The organism is Alkalibacillus filiformis, from assembly GCF_030814115.1.
GTDB lineage: Bacteria > Bacillota > Bacilli > Bacillales > Alkalibacillaceae > Alkalibacillus > Alkalibacillus filiformis.
Map to the genome: position 1 here is coordinate 911262 of NZ_JAUSUP010000001.1, position 24645 is coordinate 935906.

Consider the following 24645-nt stretch of genomic DNA (forward strand, 5'->3'; position numbering starts at 1 on the left):
TTTACTTACTATTCCACTTAAAAAGAATTTTTTAAAGAAAACTCTGTTTATGACGACAATTGACTTCGTAATGATTAAACAAAGTTAGTTTAAATCAAATCAAAAGTACGACATATAACAGAGCTTTAGTTGATTACTATATTAATTTGCCATTAAAAAGATGACACCAACGATTATAAACAATGCTGCTACGACCCATAAAACTTTCGCAAGTGTTTCCATGACCATTCCCTTTCTAACATGTTATGACATAACAATTGATTTTAGACTATTTTAACTTCAAGATTGTAACACCTGTACCACCTTCATTTGCACTTGCAAATTCATTCCCTTTAATCGAACGGTGCTCTTTAGCAAATTGTTGTACACCTTTCATGAGCGCCCCAGTACCTTTACCATGAATAATCGACACTTGATGATATCCAGCTAATAACGCATCATCGATATACTTTTCTAGCTTGTGGATCGCATCTTCATACCGTTGTCCACGTAAATCAAGTTCTGGTTTAACGTGAACTTGACTGCCTTTAACAGTTGCTAACGGTTTTGTCTTCACTGGTTCAGGACGTTTAACGAACTGCAACTGACCTTTAGACACCTTCATTTTCATAATTCCTAATTGAACTTCATATTCCTGTTCATTAACCTGCTCAATAATGTACCCGTTTTGATTAAAAGTGGCTACATGTACTTCATCACCAGGTAACAGTTTTTCGTTTTTCTTTTCAGTATTAACAGCTTGACTTGATTTCTGGTCCGCTTTTAACTGATCTTTTTGCTCTTCAAGCTTTTTCCGTGCATCGATAAAGTGGTGTTCTTTAACGGTCGCATCTTCTTTTAATTCTTTTAACTCTTCTAATATTTCTTTAGATTGCACTTCAGCTTCTTCGATAATTTTTTGGGCTTTCGATTTAGCTTTTTCTTCATACTGTTCTTTTTTATTTAAATACTGGTTATACTCATGTTTTAATGCATCTCGGAATTGTTCTGCTTCAGAAAGAATAGAAGAGGCTTCCTCATAGTCACGCTCTGCACTATGTCGCGACTGTTCTAACGATGCGATCATATTCTCAACAGACCTAGAATCATCACTAACCATCGATTGTGCCTTTTCGATTACTTCATCTTTCAAACCTAAACGTTTTGAAATATCAAATGCATTACTTCTTCCTGGGACACCTAAAAGAAGACGGTATGTCGGCTTTAAAGTTTCCACATCAAATTCAACTGAAGCATTTGTTACCTCAGTACGATTATAGCCGTATGCTTTTAATTCCGGGTAGTGTGTTGTAGCTATGACTCTTGCACTTTTCGATATAACATGGTCTAAAATTGACATCGCAAGACCTGCACCTTCTTGTGGGTCTGTTCCTGCTCCTAATTCATCGAATAACACTAATGAATTACTGTTCACACGTTCTAAAATATCGACTATGTTTGTCATATGGGATGAGAAAGTACTTAAACTTTGCTCGATTGACTGTTCATCTCCAATATCAGCAAACACATGCTCAAAAACTGCCATCTGACAACCGTCTAAAGCTGGTACTTGTAATCCCGACTGTGCCATTAACGTGCAAAGTCCTACCATCTTCAGTGTCACTGTTTTACCACCAGTATTTGGACCTGTAATGACAATTGCGGTGAAATCTTCTCCCAACTCTACATCGTTACTGACCACTTCATCACTAGGAATTAACGGATGACGAGCTTGCCTCATATGAATGACTCCGTCTTGGTTCATTTCAGGTTTTGACGCTTTCATGCTTCTAGATAATTTAGCTTTTGCAAACATAAAATCAATCTGCTGCAATGCATCTACATTTTGACGCAAAAACTCAGCGTCTTGTTCGATTAAGCCTGACAATGACTCCAAAATCCGTTCGATTTCATGTTGTTCTTCGACACGAGATTCCTGCAATTTATTATTTAAATCAACAACTGATTGTGGCTCAATAAAAAGGGTCTGACCAGAAGACGATTGATCATGTACAATTCCACCAAAACTACTTCTATACTCTGATTTTACAGGGATGACATAACGTTCATTACGAATCGTTACAATGGCATCAGATAGCATTTGGCTTTTCGATTTCGTATACCCTTCTAAACGGTCACGCACTCGACTTTCATATGAGCGAATTTGTGAACGAATGGTACGCAACTTGCTTGAAGCACCATCCATTACTTGACCGTATTCATCTATACAGTTCTTTATAGAACGCTCTAAGTTATTTAAATTGGAGATTTGTTCACACCATTCTTCTAATATTGGTATTTCAATCTCTTCTTCCTCTAACGTATAAACAAACTTTTTAAATTGTTGACCACCATAAATCGTACTTGCGACCTCTAAGCATTCTACAGCTGACAACATACCACCTATACTCGCTCGCTTTATGTGAGGCCTAATATCACTAATACCTCCAAGAGGAACATGACCTTTTAAGCGAAGAACTTGTACACCTTCATCTGTTTCTTCATGCCATTTTTGCACTTCTAATAAACTGGATGACGGTGTTGTACTAGATGCCAATTCTTTACCTAAACTCGTCTCAGCTTGAGTAATTAAATTTTCAATTATTTTTTTAAATTCTAGTTGATGCAATATTTTATCATTCACTAATCTCACCTTTTTTCTTTCGTAAGAAGTGTTGGATATCTTCAAAAGCCCAAGTATTTATTACTGTTTCTCTTTCAATCCAACCTTTCCTTGCGGCTTGTACCCCAACCTTCATATCTTGTAACATTCGATAATTGTGAGCATCTGTATTAATAGCAATAGTTGCCCCTTGTTCTTGCGCAACTTGTAACCAACCCCACGCCAAATCAAGCCTGTTCGGGTTGGCATTTAATTCAATAATTGTATTATTTTCGACTGCTAATCGAATAAAACGCTCATAATCGAAAGCGTAACCTTCTCTTCTACCAATTAAACGACCAGTTGGGTGAGCAATCATATGAACGTAGGGGTTTTTAATAGCATTTTCTAAACGATTCATAATTTCTGCTTCGCTTTGGTTAAAATGAGAATGAATAGATGCAATGACAAAATCCATTTCACTTAAAAACTCATCATCAAAGTCTAAATCACCATTCGGTAAAATATCCATCTCAACACCTGATAATATTTGTATATCATCATACTTTTCATTCACTTCAGCAATTGCTTCACGTTGCTTTCTTAATCTCGTTTCATTTAATCCATTTGCGACTTGCAAATATTTCGAGTGATCCGTAATAGCCATAAATTTATAACCGTAATCACGGGCTTTGTTAACCATTTCCTCAATTGATTGCGCTCCGTCACTCCAAGTCGTGTGCATGTGAAGATCGCCATTAATATCAGGTAAAGATACGAGTTGAGGAATTTCAGATTCTACTTCTTCACCTGTTTCACGTAACTCTGGCGGAATGTAGTCGACACCTAAAAACTCGAAGAACTGTTCTTCAGTTTCAAATGTGTGTACTTCACCTGTCTCTGATTCTTCAATTCCGTATTCACTAATTTTATAACCTTGTTGTTTAGCTAGACGTCTCATTTCAACATTATGATCCTTAGACCCAGTGAAATGATGTAATGTCGTAATAAACGCTTCAGGTTCAACCATACGAAAATCAACTGAAATATCCCATTCGCCCGAAATAACGACTGTCACTTTTGTAGTTCCTTTAGAAACAATTTCTTTAACATTAGCCAGTTCAACTAATTGATCTGCAACATGATCTGCTTCAGTCGTGGCGATGATGAAATCTAAATCCTTCACATCTTCTCGAAGACGCCGGAAACTCCCAGCAATAGCATAACGTTGTACCCCTTCTGTCGTCTCAAGTTGGGCACTAATCGCTTCGTATAATGGGATTACAGAAGAAATAGGTAATCGTTCTGGCTGAGAGCCGAAATCATCTATTGCTTTTAAAATCTTCTCTACCGATTTCTTTCCAAAACCACTTAATGCCTCAACTTGACCACTTTCACACGCTTCTCTTAATGTTGCTTCATCGATCACACCTAATTCATGGTATAAACGTGAAAGCTTCTTGCCCCCTAGACCTTGTAGCTTTAGTAAAGGAATTAACCCATCTGGAACCTCTTTAGCTAACTCATTTAACGTTACAGTTTCACCACTTTCAACAAACTCTTCTATGACTGCCTTCGTACCTTTACCGACGCCTTGTAGTGATCCGAAATCATCTATTTCGCTTAAAGAGCGGTCGTCGCGCTCTAACGCTTGTGCTGCTTTACGATAGGCAGAAATTTTAAAGGCATTTTCACCTTTAAGTTCTAAGTAAATTGCTATTGTCTCTAAATGTTTAATCACTTGTTTTTTATCCATAACGTAACCACCCTTAACTTTTGAATCATGACTTGCAACAAAAGAAAAGAGGTTAACCCATTGTGAGCAAACCTCTCTAAACACACTTAATCTTCAAACCAAGCATTCTTGATCATTTCAGATAACAATGGCGTATTTTCAATCATAAATGATGCGATCGATGAATCTTGAATGAAGTCTTGAACAAAATCGACTGATACTAGCGATAATAAAAACAATACAACAAAAACAATGACATACATTTCTATTAATCCAAATATTGACCCTAACAAATTATTGATACTACTTAAAATTGGAATATTAGCAACGAAATCTAACATGTTTGCTAATACTTGCATTAAGATTTTCACAATAATGAAGATAATAATAAATGCAACACCGTTATAAAAAGCCTCAGCTAGACCGCTTCCACTGATTAATGTTCCCCAAAAATGATCATCAGCTGTATTCGGGTTTGGAATCCAAAGTTCTAGCAACCCTGCTAAATCTTCATAATATAAACGTGCTACAATAAAAGCAACTACAAAGCCAGCTAAATGCATTAACTGTAAAATAAAACCTCTTTTTAAACCGATTAAAAAACCTAAAATTAGTAGAATGAGTAGTATTATATCAAGCATAACTATTTCCGATCCTCTTTCCTCTCTTTTTGTACGAGCGCATCATAATCTTGTTTTAATTTTAAATAATCATTCATAGTGTTTAATGCTGTTAAAACAGCTAATTGTGTCGTATCGAATGAAGGCTTTGCAAATTGGATTTCGTCCATTTTCTGGTCAACAAGACTTGCGACCATTTTGATCTGTTCTTGAGATTCTTCACCAACAACTGTATATTTTCGGTTATGTATTTCTATAGTGATTTTATTTTTTTCAGAATCAGACATCCAGAGGTCCTCCTCATCGTTATTCTAAACCATATAGTAACACGTTTTCATCTATTTAGGGAAGTACTCGGGCAACGTGCGAACCTCTATTTCTAATGATATACTAAATAATAGTTCGATTCCAAAGGAGATTTTTATGGGACAAACAGTTATAAAAGTCGATCAACAAACGTTAGATCGTATCGAAAAACATTATGCCAATAATAAAATAAATAAACAACCACCGCACACAGTATTTGTCGCTAAACAAAACGGCTGTACAGTAACCGGCTATACTTCAGGAAAAGTTATGTTCCAAGGGTCAACTCATGAAGAGGAAGCATCACGCTGGGGTGTTAACCCTGAAACCAAAAAGAAACAACATACCGTTTCAAGTGCTTCAAAAGAAGTGTTATCGCTTGATCATATTGGTTCAGATGAAGCTGGAACTGGTGATTATTTCGGACCAATAACAGTTGGTGCTGTTTATGCAACAGAAAAACAACAAGCTTTACTACAGGAGTTAGGTGTTAAAGACTCTAAAAGTATGAACGACAAAACAATCACATCAATTGTTAAAGACATTTTAAAGACAGATATCGTTTATAGTACTGTAACACTTCATAATGAAAGATATAATCAACTCAAGCAAAAAAATTGGTCTCAAGTTAGAATGAAAGCTTGGATGCACCACCATGCTATCCAACACGTGATCAACAAGCTAGACTCTACTAAACCTAGTGGCATTGTCATTGATCAATTTTGTGAACCTGGCGTTTATTATAATAAGATTAAAGCGTCGAATGACACACCGCATTCTAATATTACATTTTTAACGAAAGCAGAAAGTCAGTCAACGTGTGTTGCTGCTGCTTCCATGCTTGCTCGCTATCGATTCGTACAAGAAATGGACAAGTTATCAAAAAAGGTTGCATTTGAGCTACAAAAAGGAGCATCTAATAAAGTCGACCAACAAATTAAACGTATTATAGAAACAAAAGGAGAACCATTTTTAGATCAAATTGGCAAGGTCCATTTCGGTAATACTCAAAAAGCTAAAAAAAAGCAGTCGTAACGGTCTAATAACGTTACGACTGCTTTTTTAAATCCATTAACCTCTTAAAACAGCATTATATTCAGATTCTAAATGATTAACGATTGATTCTCTAGCCTCTTCTATTTCTTCATCTTTTAATGTACGTTCATTGTTTTGGAAAATAAGGTTAAAGGCAATCGATTTCTTACCTTCTTCCATATGTTCACCTTCATATACATCAAACACCCTTACAGAATGAAGATGAGGCTGACCTTGTGTCATAATGGCCTGCTCTAATTGAGCCGCAGGTACATCTTGAGCTACTACAAAAGCTAAGTCTTGTGCTATAGCAGGATACTTTGTAATCGGTGTATAGCCTTCTCTAGTATTTGAGCCTTCTAGAATTGCTTCAAGATTTAAATCAAACACGTAAGTCTCTTGTAAATCATGCTCTTTTTGTACTGTAGGGTGTAATTGGCCAATATAACCAATAATGTCACCGTTTAATTTCACTACAGCTGTACGTCCAGGATGTAATTCTTCTAGTTGGCCACGCTCAAATTCTACACCGTCAACCGCTAAGTAGTCTAACAACCCTTCAACGATTCCTTTTAGAGCGAAGAAATCAACAGGCTTCTTCACACCTTGCCAAGGGTGATTTTCCCATAATCCTGTAACAGCAGCTGACACTCTTGTTCGTTCCTCTGGTTGCGTGCCTTGACCGTTTATTTGAGCATAAACAGATCCTAACTCATAAAGACCAACATTATATTGGTTACGAGCGACGTTGTACTGTAAGCTAGCTAACAGTTCTGGAATCGCACTTAATCTTAAATGACTATGAAGGTCACTCATTGGCATAGCTAATTGAACAGGAGTAACGCTTAAACTTGTTACATCAGGGCTCATAAAACGTTCTGCATTACGTTCAGTCGTTAATGAATAAGTGACAGCTTCATATAGTCCTGTTGACTGTAAATATTCATGAACTTGACGTAACAACTTCTGACGATGTGTTAACCCACCTTGTCTCATTTCTCCTGTAGGTAACGTATATGGAATATTGTCATACCCATATAAACGCGCGATTTCCTCGATCATATCTTCTTTTATTTTAATATCTTGTCGACGTGGTGGTGCTGTAACTGTTATTGTTTCACCGTCAACTTCATAGTCGAATTGTAGGCGATCGATAATCCTTTTCATTTCACCTAATGAGATTTCTGCACCAATGCGTTGTTCCATTTCTGATTGGTTGAACGATACTTGATCATGTGTCCAATCTGTTGAACCTTCCTCAACGATCGATCCTAATACTTTTCCACCGCCAAGTTCAGCTAACAACTGAGCTGCGCGACTTGCCGCTTCTTTAACACGTGTAATATCTAACCCTTTTTCAAAACGAACACTCGCTTCACTGCGAATGCCGTGTTCTTTAGAACTTTGTCTAATCGTTTGTGGGTCAAAATAAGCCGCTTCAAGTAAAACAGTTGTTGTATCTTCTTGAACTTCTGAGTCTTCTCCACCCATAACGCCAGCAATAGCATGTGATTCTTCACCATTAGTAATGACAAGATGATGACTTGATAAAGTACGCTCTTCACCGTCTAATGTTTTAATCGTTTCGCCTTCTTTTGCAAGTCGAGTAACTACTTTCTGAGACCCAAATCGCTCATAATCAAATGCGTGTAACGGTTGACCATACTCTAATAAAACATAGTTCGTCACATCGACAATGTTATTGATCGGGCGAACACCTGAACTAATAAGTCGGTTTTGTAACCATAATGGTGAAGACTTAACTTCAAGGTCTTTTATAACCCAAGCACCATAATATGGGTTAGCTTGTTCATCTTCAATCTCAACATCAATGTAATCACTTGATTGTTCTTGATCTTCTTTAACATTCACTTCTGGTAATTTAACGTCTTGATTGTACATGGCTGCTACTTCATAAGCCATTCCTATTACACTTAAGCAGTCTGAACGGTTGGGTGTTAAATCAAACTCTATAATTGAATCGTTTAAATTCAGCAAAGGAGCAGCAAGTTGACCTGCTTCGACTTCATCTTGAATGACGTAAATACCATCTTTAAACTCATCATCAATGTATTTTTCATCTACGCCTAATTCTTGTAGTGAACAAATCATACCTTCAGAGGTTTCACCACGTAATTTTGCTTTTTTAATTTTAAAATCGCCTGGCAAAACAGCGCCCGGTTTAGCTACAACTACGTATTGTCCTTGTGCGACATTAGTAGCACCACAAACGATTTGTGCTGTTTCACCTTGACCAACATCAACTTGACATAAATTTAATTTATCAGCGTTCGGGTGTTGCTCACATTGTTGTACATAACCTACAACTAAATGTTCATCATCCATTGTTGGTGGGAATACTTGCTCAACTTCCACACCTGTTTTCGTAATATCTTCAGCAAGTTGATTAACTGATACATGATCAATATCAACATATTGTTTTAACCAATTCGTCGAAACAAACATTTCAATTTTCCTCCTTTATACGCGATGGAATTGTTTTAAGAAACGGACATCATTTGTGTAGAAATGACGAATATCTTCAATACCGTACTTCAACATAGCAATTCGTTCTGGCCCCATTCCAAATGCAAAGCCTGAATATTTCTCTGGGTCAAATCCAGCCATTTCTAACACATTAGGATGAACTAATCCGGCACCTAAAATTTCAATCCAACCTGTCTTCTTACACACTGAACACCCTTTACCTGAGCACACCTTACAAGAAATATCCATTTCAACCGATGGCTCTGTAAACGGGAAGAAGCTAGGACGTAAACGAATTTCACGTTCTTCACCAAATAAATGTTTTGCTAAAGCATTTAAAGTTCCTTTTAAATCACTCATACGAACATTTTCATCAACATACAATCCTTCAATTTGTGTGAATTGATGCGAGTGGGTCGCATCATCTGTGTCGCGACGATAAACTTTACCAGGACAAATAATTTTGACTGGACCTTTACCCTCATGTTTATTCATCGTTCTCGCTTGAACTGGAGATGTATGAGTACGCATAAGTAGTTCTTCTGTAATGTAGAATGAGTCTTGCATGTCACGCGCTGGGTGACCTTTTGGTAAATTTAATGCTTCAAAATTATAATAATCCGTTTCAACCTCTGGACCTTCTGCAACTTGGTACCCCATGCTCGTAAATAGATCTTCAATGTCACGGATGACATTCATTAAAAGATGTGAGCCACCAACTTGTGTCGGCTTACCTGGTAAAGTGACATCGATTGTTTCTTCTTCAAGTTGCTTTTCAATCGCTTCTTCTTCGAGCTTTGACTTTTTCCCTTCAATAGCTTCTGTAATGACATCACGTACTTCGTTAGCTAGTTGGCCGATGATAGGGCGTTCTTCTTTTGATAATTTGCCCATCCCTTTAAGTACTTCTGTGATCTGACCTTTTTTTCCTAAATAATGGACTCTTATGTCTTGTAAAGCTTGTTGATCGGTAACTGTTTTCACTTGATCCAACGCTTCTTCTTTCAACGATTGCAAACGTTCTTTCATCTTAAAATCCTCCCTTACTTTAAACAAACTTAATTAACAACAAAAAAACTCGCCCCCTAAACAAGGGACGAGTTGTTACCGTGTTACCACCCTAGTTGGTATACATATGACAGCTATACCCACTCTTCTTTGTTAACGAGGCTTAATCCCCGGGACACCTTTACTGTGCTAATCAGGTCTAAGTGCCAGCTCCTGAGTGAAATTCATCATACCGTACGAATTGGAAAGCTTTCAGTCAACGACTCTCCATCCCTTTTATATCGTATAAATCGGATGACTACTTTGCTCATTCTTTGCTTTTAATATTCACTTCATCTAATCATGTATTATAGATAACTTTAACATAATTATCAAGTAGCTTGTGAAAAATGATACAAAACGATGCTTGTAGCTACACCGACATTTAACGATTCACTTTCATGTGCGATCGGAATATAAACTGTTTCGTTTGCCTCATTTATGAGTCCAGAATCGACACCCTCACCTTCATTACCAACAATTATAGCATAAGTTCCATTAGGCTCAACATCTTGTAATGGCATTGCTTGGTCATCTAGGGCAGTAGCATAAATGTTAATATTATGCGTATGACAATGCGTTATCCATTGTGACAGGTCACCACCATTTATTACAGGGACATGAAATAAACCACCTTGTGTTGCACGAACAACTTTGTCGTTATATAAATCAACAGAACCTTGCCCTAATATAACAGCATCCGCATTAAAAGCTAATGCACTACGAATGATTGTTCCAACATTACCAGGGTCTTGCACAGTATCGACTAACAATAGCTTTTGCCCCAGCTTTTGCTCGCCATGTATTTGTTGTTTTACTACTGCTAAGACTCCTTGTTGAGACTCTGTTTGAGCAATTTCATTAAACACTGGTTTTGTCACAAACGTTAAGTTATAGGAATCCCAACTTTCGGGATACTCAATTCCTTCTAACACAATCAACTCATCGATCATCCAATCACTTTTCATCGCTTCTTCTATGAGATGCCAACCTTCAATTAAAAATAACCCTTCTTGATCACGATACTTTTTTTTATGTAATTTTCTCCAATTTTTTACACGTTTATTCTGTTTAGATTCAATAAGCATTAGATTAACTCCTTTTATTCGTATATATATCATACATACTACATAGAAGTTTGGTCAAACTAAAAGTAAATGCGAGAATAGAGGTGTTCATATGGACTTAAATTTAAGAAAAGCTATTCAAAATAATGTCGCTGGCCATAATGAAGAACAATTAGAGGCGACCATTACAGAAGCAATCCAAAGTGGTGAAGAGAAAATGTTGCCTGGACTTGGGGTATTGTTTGAAATGTATTGGCAACAAGCTTCTGAAGATGAAAAAGAAGGTATACTCAATAAGTTAGAAGAAGAAGTTGGGAAGCTTTAATTGAACAAAAAAACAGGCTGAGTGATCAGCCTGTTTCTTGTTTATTTCTTAGTTGAATGTAATGTTTTCAACTGTTTCTGCGTCTAACTTTTTGATTACTTCTACAATGAGTTTAACTGCGTTTTCATAATCATCACGGTGTAACATAGCAGCATGAGAATGGATATAACGAGTTGGGACTGTAATGGATAATGATGGAACACCATTTGCTGTTAGGTGGATCGCACCAGAATCTGTTCCGCCGCCAGCCATTGAATCATATTGGAACGGAATGTCGTTTTCCTCTGCAGTATTAACAACAAAATCACGTACACCTTTATGAGAAATCATAGATGCATCATATAGAATAACTTGAGGGCCATCCCCTAATTTAGCTGCTGCATCTTTGTCTGACACACCTGGCATATCACCAGCAATACCAACGTCAACACCAAAGCCAATATCTGGTTTTACGGCATGAGCGGAAGTGCGTGCACCACGTAGGCCTACTTCCTCTTGCACTGTACCAACACCGTACACTTCGTTTGGATGGTCTTCACCTTGTAATTGCTTTAATACATCAATGGCAATCGCACACCCAATACGGTTATCCCAAGCTTTTGCTAGTAAAAGCTTTTCGTTATTCATTACTGTAAAGTCAAAGTAAGGAACAACAGAGTCACCAGGGCGTACACCAAATTCTTCTGCTTCTTCTTTGCTAGAAGCACCAATATCAATAAACATATCTTTAATTTCTACTGGCTTTTTACGAGCTTCAGCAGATAAAATGTGTGGAGGTTTTGAACCAATGACACCTGTTACATCACCGTTACGTGTCGTAACTGTTACACGTTGAGCAAGCATCACTTGGTTCCACCAACCACCTACTGTTTGGAAGTATAAAAAGCCTTTGTCATCAATTCGAGTGACCATAAAGCCTACTTCATCTAAGTGACCTGCAACCATAATTTTAGGACCATTTTCTTTACCAACCTTTTTAGCGATTAAGCTTCCAAGATGATCTGTCTTAACTTCATCAGCATAAGGGTTTATGTATTTTTCCATTACTTCGCGAGCTTCCTTTTCATTACCCGGAACCCCTTTTGCGTCCGTTAAGTCTTTCAGCATTGTTAATTGTTCGTCTAATTTTACCATGCTGAAACCTCCTCTTTTTAAATTTTTCGACACCTTGTCCATTATAACGTTTTTACGGCAATTTCTCAAAATTTCTTTAATTATAGGGCAGCTTCTCGCTTTTAGTATCCTGTTTGTTGACGATTATGGTTTTCTTCGTTTTTGCTAAGGTAAGCTTGTACAACTTCATTTGTAGAGAAGGAAAGTTGCTCACCTAAAGCTAAATAACTGTTCATTAACGTTATATAATCATCTTGTGATTTACTTTGTTTAAAGAGCTCTATATGCTTATAAACTAAATGAAACCCTTCAGTTAATGTACTAATTGACTGGCTGCTTTTATTGTCATCATTAAAACGATAGCCAAAATCTAGTCCAAGCGATAAAATAAAGTGAATGCCATCAACATACTCTTCAAGGATGACTTCACGATCACTTGGACCTTTTTGACTCCAATATTTAAAACAACGAGTTTCATTGGCTAACTCCCCAACTTCAACATTTAAAGCAAGTACTTTATCTAAGTAAATGTCAGAGCGTGACTGTGGGATGGTATTAAGAATTCTTTCATCCAAATGTTGTTGTAAGTCATATAATCGGTTCCAATCCACTTTCATTACCACCTTTAGTTTTTAGCTATATTGTGTCACCTTTCAGCATTTGTTGCAAAAAAATCATCCCATTTAAGTACGATTTCCTTTTTACGTAATAAATAAAATAACAATAAGATTGTAATTAAAATCGTTAAAATATATTGCCATTGTAAAGATTGAATCCACTGACCAAAAGTCGTATAAATAATTGCTAACGGTATGTTCGATAAAATCGAAAGTTTCGTGTACTCTTTAAAGTTCCTCGTCATTTCAATAATAAGTAATGAAATTAGATGAAAATGAATAAATGGTGTAATTCTTAATAAAACAACTTGAGGAACACTCAATTGACGGTGTTGCCCGAACATCTTTTCTTTAAGGTGTTTCATTCTATCGCAAACAACTGGCATTTTTTGCATCATTAAGTAAAACATGATACTCGACAACGTAATCCCAATCATGGAGTAGATCGCTCCATAAGTAATACCGAAAAAAAGCCCACCCATTATACATATAAAGGCAACAGGTATAAATAAAAAAGGGCGTATAATATGGAACAAAATAAACACAGCAGGCGCAAATAAGGCAACATGATGATCAGTTTGTTGAATCCAAGTCATGATATTTTCCATACTGAGCCCTCCATTATTTAAAGGTATCAATAAACCATATGACAATAGACGAGCCTTTATGACATAGAAAAGCTAGAGTAACATAATCATCCAAATGATCGTTAACAATGGCATACCAAATTGAAATAAGCTATGTTTCGTTTTATGTCGAAAATAAATCATACCAAACCAAGCTCCTGGTGCGCCACCAACCAATGAAGTGACCCACAACGTTCGTTCTGGTATTCTCCATTTTCCTTTTTTAGCGTAACTCTTATCCAATCCCATCATAATAAATGCAATTATACTTGCAACCCCTACTAACACAAATAAAAAAATCTCCACGGTTCATCCCTCTTTATCATTATATAGAAAAAGAGTTGCCCTAATATGGGACAACTCTTTTAAAACGTTTATTTTAAAGCTGCTTTAGCTTTATCAGCTAGTTCAGCAAAGCCTTTTTCATCATTTACAGCTAAATCTGCTAGCATTTTACGGTTAACTTCAATACCAGCAAGCTTTAAACCGTGCATTAGACGGCTATATGACAAGTCATTCATGCGTGCTGCTGCGTTAATACGAGTGATCCATAACTTACGGAAGTCACGCTTCTTCTGACGACGGTCACGATAAGCATACTGACCTGACTTCATCACTTGTTGTTTTGCTGTTTTGAATAACGTTCTTTTAGAACCATAATAACCTTTAGCTAGCTTCAACGTACGTTTACGACGTTGACGAGTAACTGTTCCACCTTTTACACGTGGCATGGTAATCCCTCCTGAATCTTTCTAGTTTTATACGAACCTATTTATAAGGCATTAATTTCTTTAGACGACCTTCATCACTCTTATCAACTAGATTGCTCTTAGCTAAGCGACGTTTTTGAGCCTTTGTCTTATTACGGAATAAGTGGCTTGTGAAAGCGTGAGAACGCTTGAACTTTCCAGTACCAGTCTTCTTAAAACGCTTCTGTGAACTTTTATGCGTCTTCATTTTTGGCATGATTTATTCCTCCTTAAATGATGTTTGTTGCTCACTTTATTTTTCGTTCTTTGGAGCAAGCATTAAGAACATGTTACGACCTTCCATTTTAGGTTTCGTTTCGACAGTACTTAATTCACTACATGCATCCGCAAAACGCTCAAGTACTTTTTGACCTAAATCTTTGTGCGTGATTGCACGACCACGGAAACGAACACTAACTTTTACTTTGTCACCTTTTTGAAGGAACTTTTGTGCGTTACGCGCTTTTGTATTAAAGTCATGCTCTTCAATCTGTGGTGTTAGGCGTACTTCTTTAACGTTAATAATTTTTTGCTTTTTACGTTGCTCTTTTTCTTTCTTCTGTTGTTCGAAACGGTATTTACCATAATCCATAATACGAGCAACTGGCGGTTTTGCATTTGGTGCAACTAAGACAAGGTCTAAATTTGCCTGTTCAGCAATGTCCAATGCTTCTTGACGTGATTTTACTCCTAATTGTTCACCATTCACATCAATGAGTCGCACTTCCTTGGCGCGAATGTTCTCATTGAGATTATTATCCTTGCTAATAGTGAGCCACCTCCAAAAAATCTTAGAAAATTAAGGCGTCATCTGACAAGTGACTGTAGAATTTAATTTAGGTTTTTAACCACAAAAAAAGTGTCGGTACACATACTGCACCCACACACACTAATTTCATTAATCTATACGTATTCATAACGTATAAAGTAGAAAATTAATCTGACCTGTCAACTGCATTAAGCGTCAAGCAGGTGAGAAGCGGGTGCTTCTACTTGTCTTTAATTCGCCTTATTTAATTACCTTACCTAGTATAACGAGTACTTATATAAATGTCAAGCACTAAATAAGGCAGCCCTTAATTAAGGCTGCCTCAAAATTATAGCTTACGATGATTAATTTCGTCAACAATAGATTGTGTAAATTCATCTAATGAGATCGTTTCACTGTCTTTTTCACTATACTTACGAATATTAACCGCTTCATCGTTCATTTCATTGTCACCTAATACTAGAGAGTATGGAATCTTCTGTGTTTGTGACTCACGAATTTTATAACCAAGTTTTTCATCACGTACGTCTAGTTCAACACGTACTCCTGCATACTGTAACTTCTCTTGAACTTTTTTCGCATAATCCATATGAGCTTCTAATGAAACAGGAATAATGCGAACTTGCTCTGGCGCTAACCATGTAGGAAATGCCCCTTTGTATTCTTCGATTAAGAAAGCGACAAACCTCTCCATCGTTGAAACGACACCACGGTGGATTACAACAGGACGATGTTCTTTACCATCTTCACCAATGTACGTTAAGTCAAAACGTTCAGGCAAATGGAAGTCTAATTGAACAGTTGAAAGTGTCTCGTCTTTTCCTAAGGCTGTCTTCACTTGAACGTCTAATTTCGGACCGTAGAACGCTGCTTCCCCAGTCGATTCAACGTATTCAACGTCCATCTCTTCCATTGTATCTTTTAACAATGCCTCAGCTTTATTCCACATTTCATCGTTATCGACATATTTCTCTTGATCTTCTGGATCACGATAAGAAAGTCTGAAGTAATAATCGTTAATACCAAAGTCTTTATACACGTTTTGAATTAATTGAACAACACGTGTAAATTCCTCTTTAAGCTGATCAGGTCTTGCAAAGATGTGTGCATCATTTAATGTCATACCACGAACACGTTGTAAACCTGCTAGTGCACCTGACATTTCATGGCGGTGCATCGTACCTAATTCAGCAATCCGTACCGGTAAATGACGATAGCTGTATAATTGATTTTTATAAACCATCATATGGTGTGGACAGTTCATTGGGCGAAGAACTAAATCTTCGTTATCCATCTCCATTGTTGGGAACATATCGTCTTGATAATGATCCCAGTGTCCACTTGTTTTATATAGATCGACACTACCAAGCACTGGTGTATAGACGTGATCATAACCTAGGCGCTCTTCTAAGTCGACAATATAACGCTCAATTGTACGACGGATTGTTGCACCTTTAGGTAACCAAAGTGGAAGTCCTTGACCGACTTTTTGTGAAACAGTAAAGATTTCTAATTCTTTACCTAGCTTGCGGTGATCACGCTCTTTCGCTTCTTCTAACAACCTTAAATGCTCGTCTAGGTCTCCTTTTTTCTCAAATGCAGTACCATAAATGCGTTGTAGCATTTTATTTTTACTATCGCCACGCCAATAAGCACCTGAAATTGAAAGTAGTTTAAAAACTTTTATTTTACCTGTATGAGGTACGTGGACACCACGACAAAGGTCGAAAAATTCGCCTTGTTCATAGATTGAAACTTGTTCACCTTCTGGAATGTCATCTAATAGTTCTAACTTAAGTTGATCTCCAACTTCTTCATAGCGTTGTTTTGCTTCTTCGCGAGATACTTCTACTCTTCTAATCTCTAACGCTTCATCTACGATTTTTTTCATTTCTTTTTCTATTTTTGGTAAGTCTTCAGGTGAAATCGTTTCTTCCATATCAATGTCATAATAGAAGCCACCTTCAATAACAGGACCGACACCTAACCTTACGTCGTTTCCGTATAAACGCTTAACAGCTTGTGCCATTAAGTGAGCTGTTGAGTGTCTTAGTACTTCTAAACCCTCATCATCCCGATAAGTAATAATTTGAATGTCACCATCTTCATGTAGTTCAGCTTTTAAATCGACCGGTTCGCCATTGAATTTTCCTGCTAAGGATTGCTTTTTAAGTCCTGAGCTAATCGAGCCAGCTATATCTTCAGTCGTTGTCCCTTTAGGAAACTCCTTAGCATTTCCGTCTGGGAACGTAATTTGAATCACATCACTCATTCTGCTTCCACCTTTCTAATTAAATTGTAATCATATAAAACAAAAAACACTCGTCCCTAATTATATAAAAGGGACGAGTGTTACACCCGTGGTTCCACCCTGATTCTGCAAATAATGCAGCTCTCAAGAAGTCGTTAACGCCGACCTACGTTCATGGCTAGTATTATAATCAAGTTCACAATGAATGCTCAGAGGTGGTAAACAATTTGTCATGCTAGAAAGCTCGCAGCCAAGGCTTCCTTCTCTGTAAAGCTGTTTCAAACTGCTCTTGTCCTCGTCAAAACATAAAACGTATTCATTATATTATGTACGTATTATAACGATGTTAACGAGGAAAATCAAGGGCTTTCTTTACACGTTTAATTCAATACCACTTACTTAAAAATATTTTTCAATTCCTGAACGTACGGAAACTGATTAATCGGGTACAAATATACTCTTTCTTGGAAAATATTCATTACGCTATAAATTTCATGAATCCGATCATTTGAAGCATAAACATCTACTCGTTCTGGCGCTATCGCCAATAGCTTCCCTATGACTTTCGTTTGGTCCATTATTTCTTGAAAAGGTGTTGATGCTGACGTAATTAGCTGGTCTTGAATTAATTTCCCGTGATCATCAAACAAAAGTGCTTCATTTTTATAATAAACGGTTACATGGTTATAATACGGTTCTTGTCCGTCAATAAAACTCCTCAGCTGTTCCATCCGGTCTTGAAAATGAAGTTCATCTTGCCATTCTTCAATACCAAACCCGACAATTTCTAGCCAATCATCTTCTCTTAAAAACAATTCATTATACATGTAATCCATATTGACCTTAGTGACATCATCTTGTCCATAAATAAAGTGAACTAACTTTTCGTATAATGAATCATTTAATTCACTATGCAACATCTTTGGGGCGGTACTTAAAGAGACAACGAATGGAATAATTTGCTCAATTTCATCGTCATCAAAATAATAAGTGTCTCGCAAAATTTTTTGTGATATTTTAGGCACATATGCTTCTAAAATAAACGGGAAAATTAAATCAACTAAACTTGTCCGTTTGACAAATAAGAAATTGGACAACCAAACGAAATTTTCATCCAGCCTTATTTGGCCTTTAAAATTGGCCGCTAATAAGTACAAGTAGAACTGTCTAGCTTCTTGCTCATTTCTAAATAAAAATGCTGTTTCTTTCACTACACATCCCTCTTTCATAGAACAAGGTAATACATTTTATGAAAGAAAGAGTGGAAACATGAAAAAAGCGACCAAAATTATTGGTCGCGATGATTTTGGCCAGTAACTTCAACTGGTTCACTAATTTGTCTAATTCTCTCCATAATCCTTGCTGCTTTTAGTTCTTCAACGTCTCCACGACCTGCTTTTGATAACATGGATTCTAACTCACTCAAGTCATAATTGGATGTAAAAAATACAGGCAGTCGTTCCATCATTCTAAATTGTAATATTGCACCTAGCACTTCATCACGAAACCATGGTGATAAAAATTCAGCACCAATATCATCAAAAATTAAAACCGAAGCACGCTTAAATTGATCAATCTTTTGATTAATCGTTGAATCAGTAATAGATGCTTTCATTTCTCTAACGAACTCTGGCATATAAATTAATAAAGTATCGATTTGTTTTTTGGCTAATTCATTAGCTAGTGCAGCTAATAAATAAGTTTTACCGACACCGAAACTTCCGTGTAAGTAAACGCCTTTTTTTGGTGGAGTGTCACCACTTTCCTCATAAAACTGACGAACCTTTTGCAGCGCTTCTTCTCTTCCGTTTGCCTCCAACTTAATTTGCGAGAAAGTGGCATCATGGATTTCTTTTGGCATATGCAAGCTTTGGACAAAGGAGCGCTGTTTTTGCAATTGTAATTCTCGCTCTTTTCGTTGGCATTCATGATAAATTAATTTGACTCTTCCATTTTGAACACGAGCTCCTGGTACATAGCCTTTAATGACATTAATACAACTGTCTAACGAAGCACACTTCTCGCACTTAATTGACTGATAATCATACTCATACAGCTTCATAAGTTGAGAATCGATCTGTTTTTCAGTTAACTCTGGATGCTCCTTTAAAAAGGCTTTAATACGATCTGAGGATAAAATCTTTTTTCTCATTTCATTAAAAGAGGTTTGAAAATCTTCATTGTTTTTCAACCAGCTTTGGAGTGCCGACTGGATGTGTTCCATTTAAATCATCCTTCATTCATTGTTTCGATTGTGAAAAGCTTTTAAAGAATTCGGTTAACTCTTCGTTTTTAGCTTCACTATCTTCTGTCTTTTGTTCAGGTTCCTTCTCTGTTTGTTGTTGCTTCTGTTCCTTAAACCACTTCGGAAGAACTTCTTTAGATTTACCGGCCGTTTTAGACTGCTTTTGTTGTTTTTGTTGCTTCTTTTGCTGCCATGTTTGATACATTTTATGTTCACGCTTTGCCATATCCATAGCTGTTTTTGCTGTTGTAACCCCTTCACGACTCCAATGAGCTGCAATTGTATCGATATAATTACGGTTTAATTTGTTACCATTTTTTCTTAAGACGTAGTGAACTAAAACATTCATAACTGGTTGAGATAGCCCGTGTTCTTCCATTAAATCAGTAATCATTTCAACTTCTTTCATCGATGCAACACCTGAATTTGAATGGTCCTCTAATAATTCACGGTGAGTTATATCGTTAAAGTGTTGAATAATTAGCTCTTCTTTAGATTCTGGTTGTTGATTTATATTTGTATCTTTTGGTTGCTCTTCAGACTCCTGGACTTGTCCTTTTGTATACAACCGTGGTGGTACGGACCCATGTTTTTTATAATAAATATCTTTACACATATCCAAAAACTCTTGCCGATCAAATTCAGCATCTTCATTCACTGCCCATAACAACGCTTTCTCTAACTCTAAATAATCGACATCATAAATTTTAATAATTTTTTCCATGTAATTTAAATTATGATTCGTTAAAATGTTTTTCGGTTCAACTTTTTGTTGAGTTAACATTTTATACAACCATTCTAATGGAAGATCTGTTTTAATCGCTACTGATTCATCTGAGTCTTTTTTCGGTGGTTGCTTCTTATGTGCAACAGTCGTAAATACGTCATCAAAATGATGAGTAACTTCTTCTACAGAAGATGACACTGTTGGTTTTGGTGCTAATTTCTTTTGTAATTGTTGAAAAACATCTTTACCAACATGATGCTCTAATAAAACTGATAAAGTCGGGTTTTCAAAAAACTGATAGGCAGATGCAGGACGGCGGATTAAATAATAAAATGTTCTAACGCTTCCTTCTTCTTTAAACGTTTTTAACAACCCGATACCTTCTAGTTTCTTTCTTGCTTCATACAAATCATCTAATGTAATATCTAATATACTCATTAAGTAATGATGAGAGTTTTGTGATTGAGAGGAACTAGAGTCAGCTTCTCGCCATAGAGCTTGGAATACTGATACACTCTCCATACCAATTAAAGGTTGATAAAGTAAGGTTAAAACAGAGTCAGCATCTTCAAAAAATGTTGTTTGTTTAATAATTTTTAATTGGTCATTCGGTAGCAGATGCTTCATCCGTTCTTGCACAATCACCACTCCCCTCTTTTGATCTAGGTATTCTTTGTACGATTAATCATATCATGTAATTCTTTCATAAAAACATTAATATCTTTAAATTGTCGATAAACTGAAGCAAAACGGACATAAGCAACTTCGTCAACTTCAGCTAAACGGTCCATAATATGTTCGCCGATATCTTGACTTAAAATTTCTGAATTACCTTGGTCCCTTAAGTCTTTCTCTACTTCAAAAGCGACTTGTTCAATTTGTTCTAATGAAACTGGGCGTTTTTCGCAAGCTTTAATTAAACCTCGCTTTAATTTCTCACGATTAAATTCTTCTCTCGTCCCCTCTTTTTTTACGACAATAAGTGGAATTTCTTCGACACGTTCAAATGTAGTGAAACGATACTGACAATCATCACACTCTCGACGACGTCTAATCGATTTACCTTGGTCAATTGGCCTTGAGTCTAATACTTTTGTCGTTTTAGCGTCGCAATTTGGGCATTTCATATATTAGCCACCTCAACGTTGATTTCAATTTACTATTCTACTTATTATAACAAAAAGTTCATTATTTTTAGTTGATTCTACCTAATTTTATTATAAAGAATAAAAGAAGGAATAGCCAAGCCATATAAGAAATTTACATTTATTACGTGTTATAACGAATTATTTCTGCTTCTATTTTAAATTTGGTGGGTGTAAAGATTTACACCATCCACATATTACCCTTTTAACGCATAGACTTTGGTCAGAAAACGACTGTCGATCGATAAACCTCTCATAATAACTTCTTTGTGTTCCTTAACATCGCTACATCAAAATGCTTCGCTTTCATCCACAGGGCACAAGTGCAACATCTGCTCAAACTCCCTATCGGTCGTTTGTCGCAGTGTTTTCTTTGCCGGGGCACGGCTCGAGCCAGGTAACTTCATCGAAATTGCATCTTTGAAACTTGCACCGAGGAAGCCTGCTTCGAAGCATTGCTAGAAGACGCAGGTGCATCCCCCGGCCCAAAAAACGGGGCCTTTGGGGTCTCGAGACACGTGCTGTTCCCACTGGAGTCTACGCATTTTGATTCCGCTTAGAACGTATGCCCACACGAAATGCATAATAACTTACACTTTCTTAAGTTGATTCTTACTAAAGCATGTGGTGAAGCCACACGTTTTGAAAATTGATCTGTAATGGACATCACCACATTTACTATAGAGCCTTATTCCTTTCTTAAATTGACTACATTATTAAACAAAAAAAATGATCCCAAATAATATTCGGGATCATTTCTATAATACTCTGTTAAAGCTACTAAAATAATTTAGATTAAATTATTGATGAACGTATAGCTGATTGCCAACCAATTTTACTAAGTCTACAACACGACATGAGTAACCCCACTCATTGTCATACCAAGCTAGAACTTTCACTTTACGATCCTCCATTACCATCGTTGATAATCCATCAACGATTGAAGAGTACGGTGAAGTCGTATAATCGATTGAAACGAGCGGGTCATTGTTAATCGATAAATACCCTTCTAAATCGCCATTCATTGCATCATAAAACGCTTGGTTAACTTCTTCTTCTGTTACATCCTTCTCAACATCGACAACTAAATCCACTAACGAGACGTTTGGAGTTGGGACGCGTAAAGCCATACCGTGTAATTTACCAGTTAAGCTTGGTAACACTTCATTAATTGCTTTAGCTGCACCTGTTGATGTCGGAATAATTGATTGTGTACAGCCACGTGCTCTTCTTAAGTCTTTATGTGGATTATCTAAGTTCATTTGGTCATTCGTAAATGCGTGTACAGTCGTCATTAAACCGTTTTCAATTCCAAAGTTTTCATGAAGCACTTTAGCTACTGGTGCTAAACAGTTTGTCGTGCACGATGCATTTGAGATGACATGATGTTCTTCTGGGTTATACGATTCTTCATTAACTCCCATAACAATCGTTTGATCAGCTGGCTTCCCTGGGGCAGTAAGTACAACTTTTTTAGCACCCGCTTCTATATGTGCTGATGCCTTGTCACTTGAGTTAAACACTCCTGTTGCTTCTACAACAATATCAACATTCAACTCATCCCAAGGCAATTCAGCTGGGTTTCGGCTAGAAACTTTCACGATACTTTGTCCGTCTATAACAATTTCATCATCTATGACTTCAACAGAACCGTCATAAGCTCCGTGTACTGAATCATACTGAATTAAATGAGCTAACGTCTCTGAAGGATAGCTAGCGTTAATTGCTACAATTTCTACTTTCTCGTCTTTCATCGCACGGCGAAACACCATTCTACCGATACGTCCAAAACCGTTTATTGCAATTTTTGTTACACTCATTTAAAAGCCCCCTTATCGCTTTATGTTATACTTTTTTTATCTTTATTTATGATTAGTATAACACATTGGCGATAAATTGTGAGGGCAAATTTTAAAAATTAAACAAAAAATTATGTGTTCATTTCAATACCCCATTGTTTTAATATAGCCTTTAATTGCTCTTCACTTTCTTCAACTGAACCACCATTATTCACTATCGCATCAGCACGATCTCGCTTTTCTGTAATAGGAATTTGTGAATTTATCCGTTCTAATGCTTTCTCTGCAGATACTTCATCACGTTTAGTTAATCGGTCTAATTGAATGTCCGGGTCTACATAAACTACTAATACTTGATCAACGTAATGAAATAATTCACTTTCAAATAGTAACGGGATATCCATTACAACTAACGGTTCTTTATTTACGACATACTGATCACGTTTTTGTAACATCCGCTTACGTATTTGTGGGTGCATGATATTATTTAGTTTCTTTCGTTCTGCTTCATCTTGAAAGACAATGTTACCTAAAGCTTCACGGTTCAAAGCACCATCTTCATGTAATACTTGCCTACCAAATGTGGCAACAATTTGTTCATAAGCTTCTTCACCTACTTGAACAATTTCTCTTGAAATTTTGTCTGCATCAATGACTGGAACTCTCCATTGTACAAACATATTTGATACAGTTGATTTTCCTGTTGCAATGCTTCCTGTTAATCCTACTACTAGTGTCATAGTTCAACGCCTACCTTATAAAATTCCAAATTCCTAAACTGATTAAAATTAACCCTGGTATAAATGAAAGTGGATGTATCCAAGTGAAACGGTGCATCCATTTTCCAAGTCCAATTCCACACATTAAGAAAAACATTGATGATAACCCAACAACGATTGCGACAGCTAATGCAGGGATTTCAAAAAAGGCAGCACCAATTCCACTTGCAAATGAATCTAACGATAATGCGATCGCAACAACGACTGCTTCCATCCCACTAATGGAACCGGACTGGTCACGGTCAGCAACTTGTGGTCGCTTCAAGATTTCCCATATTGTTCGGATGTTTAATTTCATTTCTTGAACCCGATAATAGTACTTCACCTTTTGCTTTTGGTCTTGTAACCATTGCCAAAGCACCCAAGAACCAATTGCAATGAAAATCAATCCACCTAAAATATGAGAAATAAACGGCATAATGAACATCACAAGCTCACCAATCCAGCCACCTAATAAAAAGCTACACGCCGTAAACGCACCGATCATCAAAACCGTATGCGGTTTTACAGTAATCGACCTAACTCGATACGTTAAACCGAAAAAGAAACTATCAAAACTAACAGCAAAACTTAATAACAACGTCAGGAGTATTAAATCAAGCAACAGTAAAAGCTCCTTCCA

24 protein-coding genes and 3 other annotated features are annotated in these 24645 nt (G+C 36.7%); of the genes, 2 read left to right on the forward strand and 22 right to left on the reverse strand.

Annotated features, from left to right (window positions below; genetic code table 11):
- Positions 1–268: 268 nt before the first annotated feature.
- The 4 genes from J2R98_RS05020 to zapA all read right to left on the reverse strand — a co-directional run bounded on the left by J2R98_RS05020 (position 269) and on the right by zapA (position 5223).
- On the reverse strand, positions 269–2623 hold the full coding sequence (locus tag J2R98_RS05020; RefSeq protein ID WP_307066686.1) for an endonuclease MutS2: 2355 nt from the start codon (positions 2621–2623) through the stop codon (positions 269–271).
- Complete coding sequence (polX, locus tag J2R98_RS05025; protein ID WP_307066688.1) at positions 2616–4337, reverse strand: DNA polymerase/3'-5' exonuclease PolX; 1722 nt, start codon at positions 4335–4337, stop codon at positions 2616–2618. Before polX ends, J2R98_RS05020 begins: the two co-directional genes overlap by 8 nt.
- Positions 4338–4423: 86 nt before the next feature.
- Entirely contained in the window at positions 4424–4957 is a 534-nt protein-coding gene (locus J2R98_RS05030) for a CvpA family protein (protein WP_307066690.1), read from the reverse strand.
- Between the two features lie 2 nt (positions 4958–4959).
- Complete coding sequence (zapA, locus tag J2R98_RS05035) at positions 4960–5223, reverse strand: cell division protein ZapA (protein WP_307066692.1); 264 nt, start codon at positions 5221–5223, stop codon at positions 4960–4962.
- Positions 5224–5359: 136 nt separating this feature from the next.
- On the opposite strand from zapA, the gene rnhC reads away from it, so the two are divergent.
- Positions 5360–6277, forward strand: a complete 918-nt coding sequence (gene rnhC, locus J2R98_RS05040) for a ribonuclease HIII (protein WP_307066694.1) — start codon at positions 5360–5362, stop codon at positions 6275–6277.
- Between the two features lie 36 nt (positions 6278–6313).
- Here rnhC and pheT read toward each other — a convergent pair whose 3' ends face one another.
- The 3 genes from pheT to J2R98_RS05055 form a co-directional block, all read right to left on the reverse strand.
- Entirely contained in the window at positions 6314–8743 is a 2430-nt protein-coding gene (pheT, locus tag J2R98_RS05045) for a phenylalanine--tRNA ligase subunit beta (protein ID WP_307066697.1), read from the reverse strand.
- A gap of 15 nt (positions 8744–8758) precedes the next feature.
- Positions 8759–9793 (reverse strand): phenylalanine--tRNA ligase subunit alpha, encoded by a 1035-nt coding sequence (gene pheS, locus J2R98_RS05050; RefSeq protein WP_307066700.1) that lies wholly within the window; start codon positions 9791–9793, stop codon positions 8759–8761.
- Positions 9794–9853: 60 nt separating this feature from the next.
- Positions 9854–10096: a binding site (T-box leader), on the reverse strand.
- A 47-nt stretch (positions 10097–10143) separates the two neighbouring features.
- Complete coding sequence (locus J2R98_RS05055) at positions 10144–10899, reverse strand: TrmH family RNA methyltransferase (RefSeq protein ID WP_307066702.1); 756 nt, start codon at positions 10897–10899, stop codon at positions 10144–10146.
- 91 nt (positions 10900–10990) lie between these two features.
- Between J2R98_RS05055 and sspI the strand changes: the two genes are divergently transcribed.
- Complete coding sequence (gene sspI, locus J2R98_RS05060) at positions 10991–11203, forward strand: small acid-soluble spore protein SspI (RefSeq protein WP_146816165.1); 213 nt, start codon at positions 10991–10993, stop codon at positions 11201–11203.
- 48 nt (positions 11204–11251) lie between these two features.
- Here the strand turns inward: sspI and J2R98_RS05065 are convergent, their stop codons facing one another.
- The 15 genes from J2R98_RS05065 to ytaF all read right to left on the reverse strand — a co-directional run bounded on the left by J2R98_RS05065 (position 11252) and on the right by ytaF (position 24627).
- On the reverse strand, positions 11252–12337 hold the full coding sequence (locus J2R98_RS05065) for a M42 family metallopeptidase (protein WP_307066705.1): 1086 nt from the start codon (positions 12335–12337) through the stop codon (positions 11252–11254).
- Between the two features lie 101 nt (positions 12338–12438).
- On the reverse strand, positions 12439–12927 hold the full coding sequence (locus J2R98_RS05070; protein WP_307066707.1) for a dUTP diphosphatase: 489 nt from the start codon (positions 12925–12927) through the stop codon (positions 12439–12441).
- A 35-nt stretch (positions 12928–12962) separates the two neighbouring features.
- Complete coding sequence (locus J2R98_RS05075) at positions 12963–13541, reverse strand: TVP38/TMEM64 family protein (RefSeq protein ID WP_307066709.1); 579 nt, start codon at positions 13539–13541, stop codon at positions 12963–12965.
- Positions 13542–13613: 72 nt separating this feature from the next.
- Positions 13614–13865, reverse strand: a complete 252-nt coding sequence (locus J2R98_RS05080) for a DUF1294 domain-containing protein (protein WP_307066711.1) — start codon at positions 13863–13865, stop codon at positions 13614–13616.
- Between the two features lie 68 nt (positions 13866–13933).
- The gene (rplT, locus tag J2R98_RS05085) at positions 13934–14290 is read right to left on the reverse strand and encodes a 50S ribosomal protein L20 (protein WP_017187019.1); all 357 of its coding nucleotides are present in this window, start codon (positions 14288–14290) and stop codon (positions 13934–13936) included.
- A gap of 37 nt (positions 14291–14327) precedes the next feature.
- Positions 14328–14525: a 50S ribosomal protein L35 gene (rpmI, locus tag J2R98_RS05090; protein ID WP_017187020.1), complete on the reverse strand. Its 198-nt coding sequence runs from the start codon at positions 14523–14525 to the stop codon at positions 14328–14330.
- A gap of 36 nt (positions 14526–14561) precedes the next feature.
- Entirely contained in the window at positions 14562–15098 is a 537-nt protein-coding gene (gene infC, locus J2R98_RS05095) for a translation initiation factor IF-3 (RefSeq protein WP_307066931.1), read from the reverse strand.
- Between the two features lie 57 nt (positions 15099–15155).
- Positions 15156–15309: a sequence feature (ribosomal protein L20 leader region), on the reverse strand.
- Positions 15310–15405: 96 nt separating this feature from the next.
- Positions 15406–17349 (reverse strand): threonine--tRNA ligase, encoded by a 1944-nt coding sequence (thrS, locus tag J2R98_RS05100; protein ID WP_307066715.1) that lies wholly within the window; start codon positions 17347–17349, stop codon positions 15406–15408.
- A gap of 66 nt (positions 17350–17415) precedes the next feature.
- Positions 17416–17639 (reverse strand) — a binding site (T-box leader).
- Positions 17640–17723: 84 nt separating this feature from the next.
- On the reverse strand, positions 17724–18539 hold the full coding sequence (ytxC, locus tag J2R98_RS05105; protein ID WP_307066717.1) for a sporulation protein YtxC: 816 nt from the start codon (positions 18537–18539) through the stop codon (positions 17724–17726).
- Between the two features lie 77 nt (positions 18540–18616).
- Positions 18617–19552 (reverse strand): primosomal protein DnaI, encoded by a 936-nt coding sequence (gene dnaI / locus J2R98_RS05110; protein ID WP_307066719.1) that lies wholly within the window; start codon positions 19550–19552, stop codon positions 18617–18619.
- A 16-nt stretch (positions 19553–19568) separates the two neighbouring features.
- The gene (locus tag J2R98_RS05115; RefSeq protein WP_307066721.1) at positions 19569–20939 is read right to left on the reverse strand and encodes a replication initiation and membrane attachment family protein; all 1371 of its coding nucleotides are present in this window, start codon (positions 20937–20939) and stop codon (positions 19569–19571) included.
- Positions 20940–20962: 23 nt separating this feature from the next.
- Complete coding sequence (gene nrdR / locus J2R98_RS05120; protein ID WP_307066722.1) at positions 20963–21427, reverse strand: transcriptional regulator NrdR; 465 nt, start codon at positions 21425–21427, stop codon at positions 20963–20965.
- A gap of 818 nt (positions 21428–22245) precedes the next feature.
- The gene (locus J2R98_RS05125) at positions 22246–23265 is read right to left on the reverse strand and encodes a glyceraldehyde-3-phosphate dehydrogenase (protein ID WP_307066724.1); all 1020 of its coding nucleotides are present in this window, start codon (positions 23263–23265) and stop codon (positions 22246–22248) included.
- Between the two features lie 110 nt (positions 23266–23375).
- Positions 23376–23984 carry a dephospho-CoA kinase gene (gene coaE, locus J2R98_RS05130; protein WP_307066726.1) on the reverse strand — a complete coding sequence of 203 codons (609 nt, stop codon included), beginning with the start codon at positions 23982–23984 and terminating at the stop codon, positions 23376–23378.
- Between the two features lie 10 nt (positions 23985–23994).
- Positions 23995–24627 carry a sporulation membrane protein YtaF gene (ytaF, locus tag J2R98_RS05135; protein ID WP_307066728.1) on the reverse strand — a complete coding sequence of 211 codons (633 nt, stop codon included), beginning with the start codon at positions 24625–24627 and terminating at the stop codon, positions 23995–23997.
- Between the last annotated feature and the right edge of the window lie 18 nt (positions 24628–24645).

What these genes read in the sequence shown, in the direction of transcription:
- polX (WP_307066688.1), bottom strand. Translation starts at nt 4,337, where the DNA reads ATGGATAAAAAACAAGTGATTAAACATTTAGAGACAATAGCAATTTAC.
- J2R98_RS05030 (WP_307066690.1), bottom strand. Translation starts at nt 4,957, where the DNA reads ATGCTTGATATAATACTACTCATTCTACTAATTTTAGGTTTTTTAATC.
- zapA (WP_307066692.1), bottom strand. Translation starts at nt 5,223, where the DNA reads ATGTCTGATTCTGAAAAAAATAAAATCACTATAGAAATACATAACCGA.
- rnhC (WP_307066694.1), top strand. Translation starts at nt 5,360, where the DNA reads ATGGGACAAACAGTTATAAAAGTCGATCAACAAACGTTAGATCGTATC.
- pheT (WP_307066697.1), bottom strand. Translation starts at nt 8,743, where the DNA reads ATGTTTGTTTCGACGAATTGGTTAAAACAATATGTTGATATTGATCAT.
- pheS (WP_307066700.1), bottom strand. Translation starts at nt 9,793, where the DNA reads ATGAAAGAACGTTTGCAATCGTTGAAAGAAGAAGCGTTGGATCAAGTG.
- J2R98_RS05055 (WP_307066702.1), bottom strand. Translation starts at nt 10,899, where the DNA reads ATGCTTATTGAATCTAAACAGAATAAACGTGTAAAAAATTGGAGAAAA.
- sspI (WP_146816165.1), top strand. Translation starts at nt 10,991, where the DNA reads ATGGACTTAAATTTAAGAAAAGCTATTCAAAATAATGTCGCTGGCCAT.
- J2R98_RS05065 (WP_307066705.1), bottom strand. Translation starts at nt 12,337, where the DNA reads ATGGTAAAATTAGACGAACAATTAACAATGCTGAAAGACTTAACGGAC.
- J2R98_RS05075 (WP_307066709.1), bottom strand. Translation starts at nt 13,541, where the DNA reads ATGGAAAATATCATGACTTGGATTCAACAAACTGATCATCATGTTGCC.
- rplT (WP_017187019.1), bottom strand. Translation starts at nt 14,290, where the DNA reads ATGCCACGTGTAAAAGGTGGAACAGTTACTCGTCAACGTCGTAAACGT.
- rpmI (WP_017187020.1), bottom strand. Translation starts at nt 14,525, where the DNA reads ATGCCAAAAATGAAGACGCATAAAAGTTCACAGAAGCGTTTTAAGAAG.
- thrS (WP_307066715.1), bottom strand. Translation starts at nt 17,349, where the DNA reads ATGAGTGATGTGATTCAAATTACGTTCCCAGACGGAAATGCTAAGGAG.
- dnaI (WP_307066719.1), bottom strand. Translation starts at nt 19,552, where the DNA reads ATGGAACACATCCAGTCGGCACTCCAAAGCTGGTTGAAAAACAATGAA.
- nrdR (WP_307066722.1), bottom strand. Translation starts at nt 21,427, where the DNA reads ATGAAATGCCCAAATTGCGACGCTAAAACGACAAAAGTATTAGACTCA.
- J2R98_RS05125 (WP_307066724.1), bottom strand. Translation starts at nt 23,265, where the DNA reads ATGAGTGTAACAAAAATTGCAATAAACGGTTTTGGACGTATCGGTAGA.
- coaE (WP_307066726.1), bottom strand. Translation starts at nt 23,984, where the DNA reads ATGACACTAGTAGTAGGATTAACAGGAAGCATTGCAACAGGAAAATCA.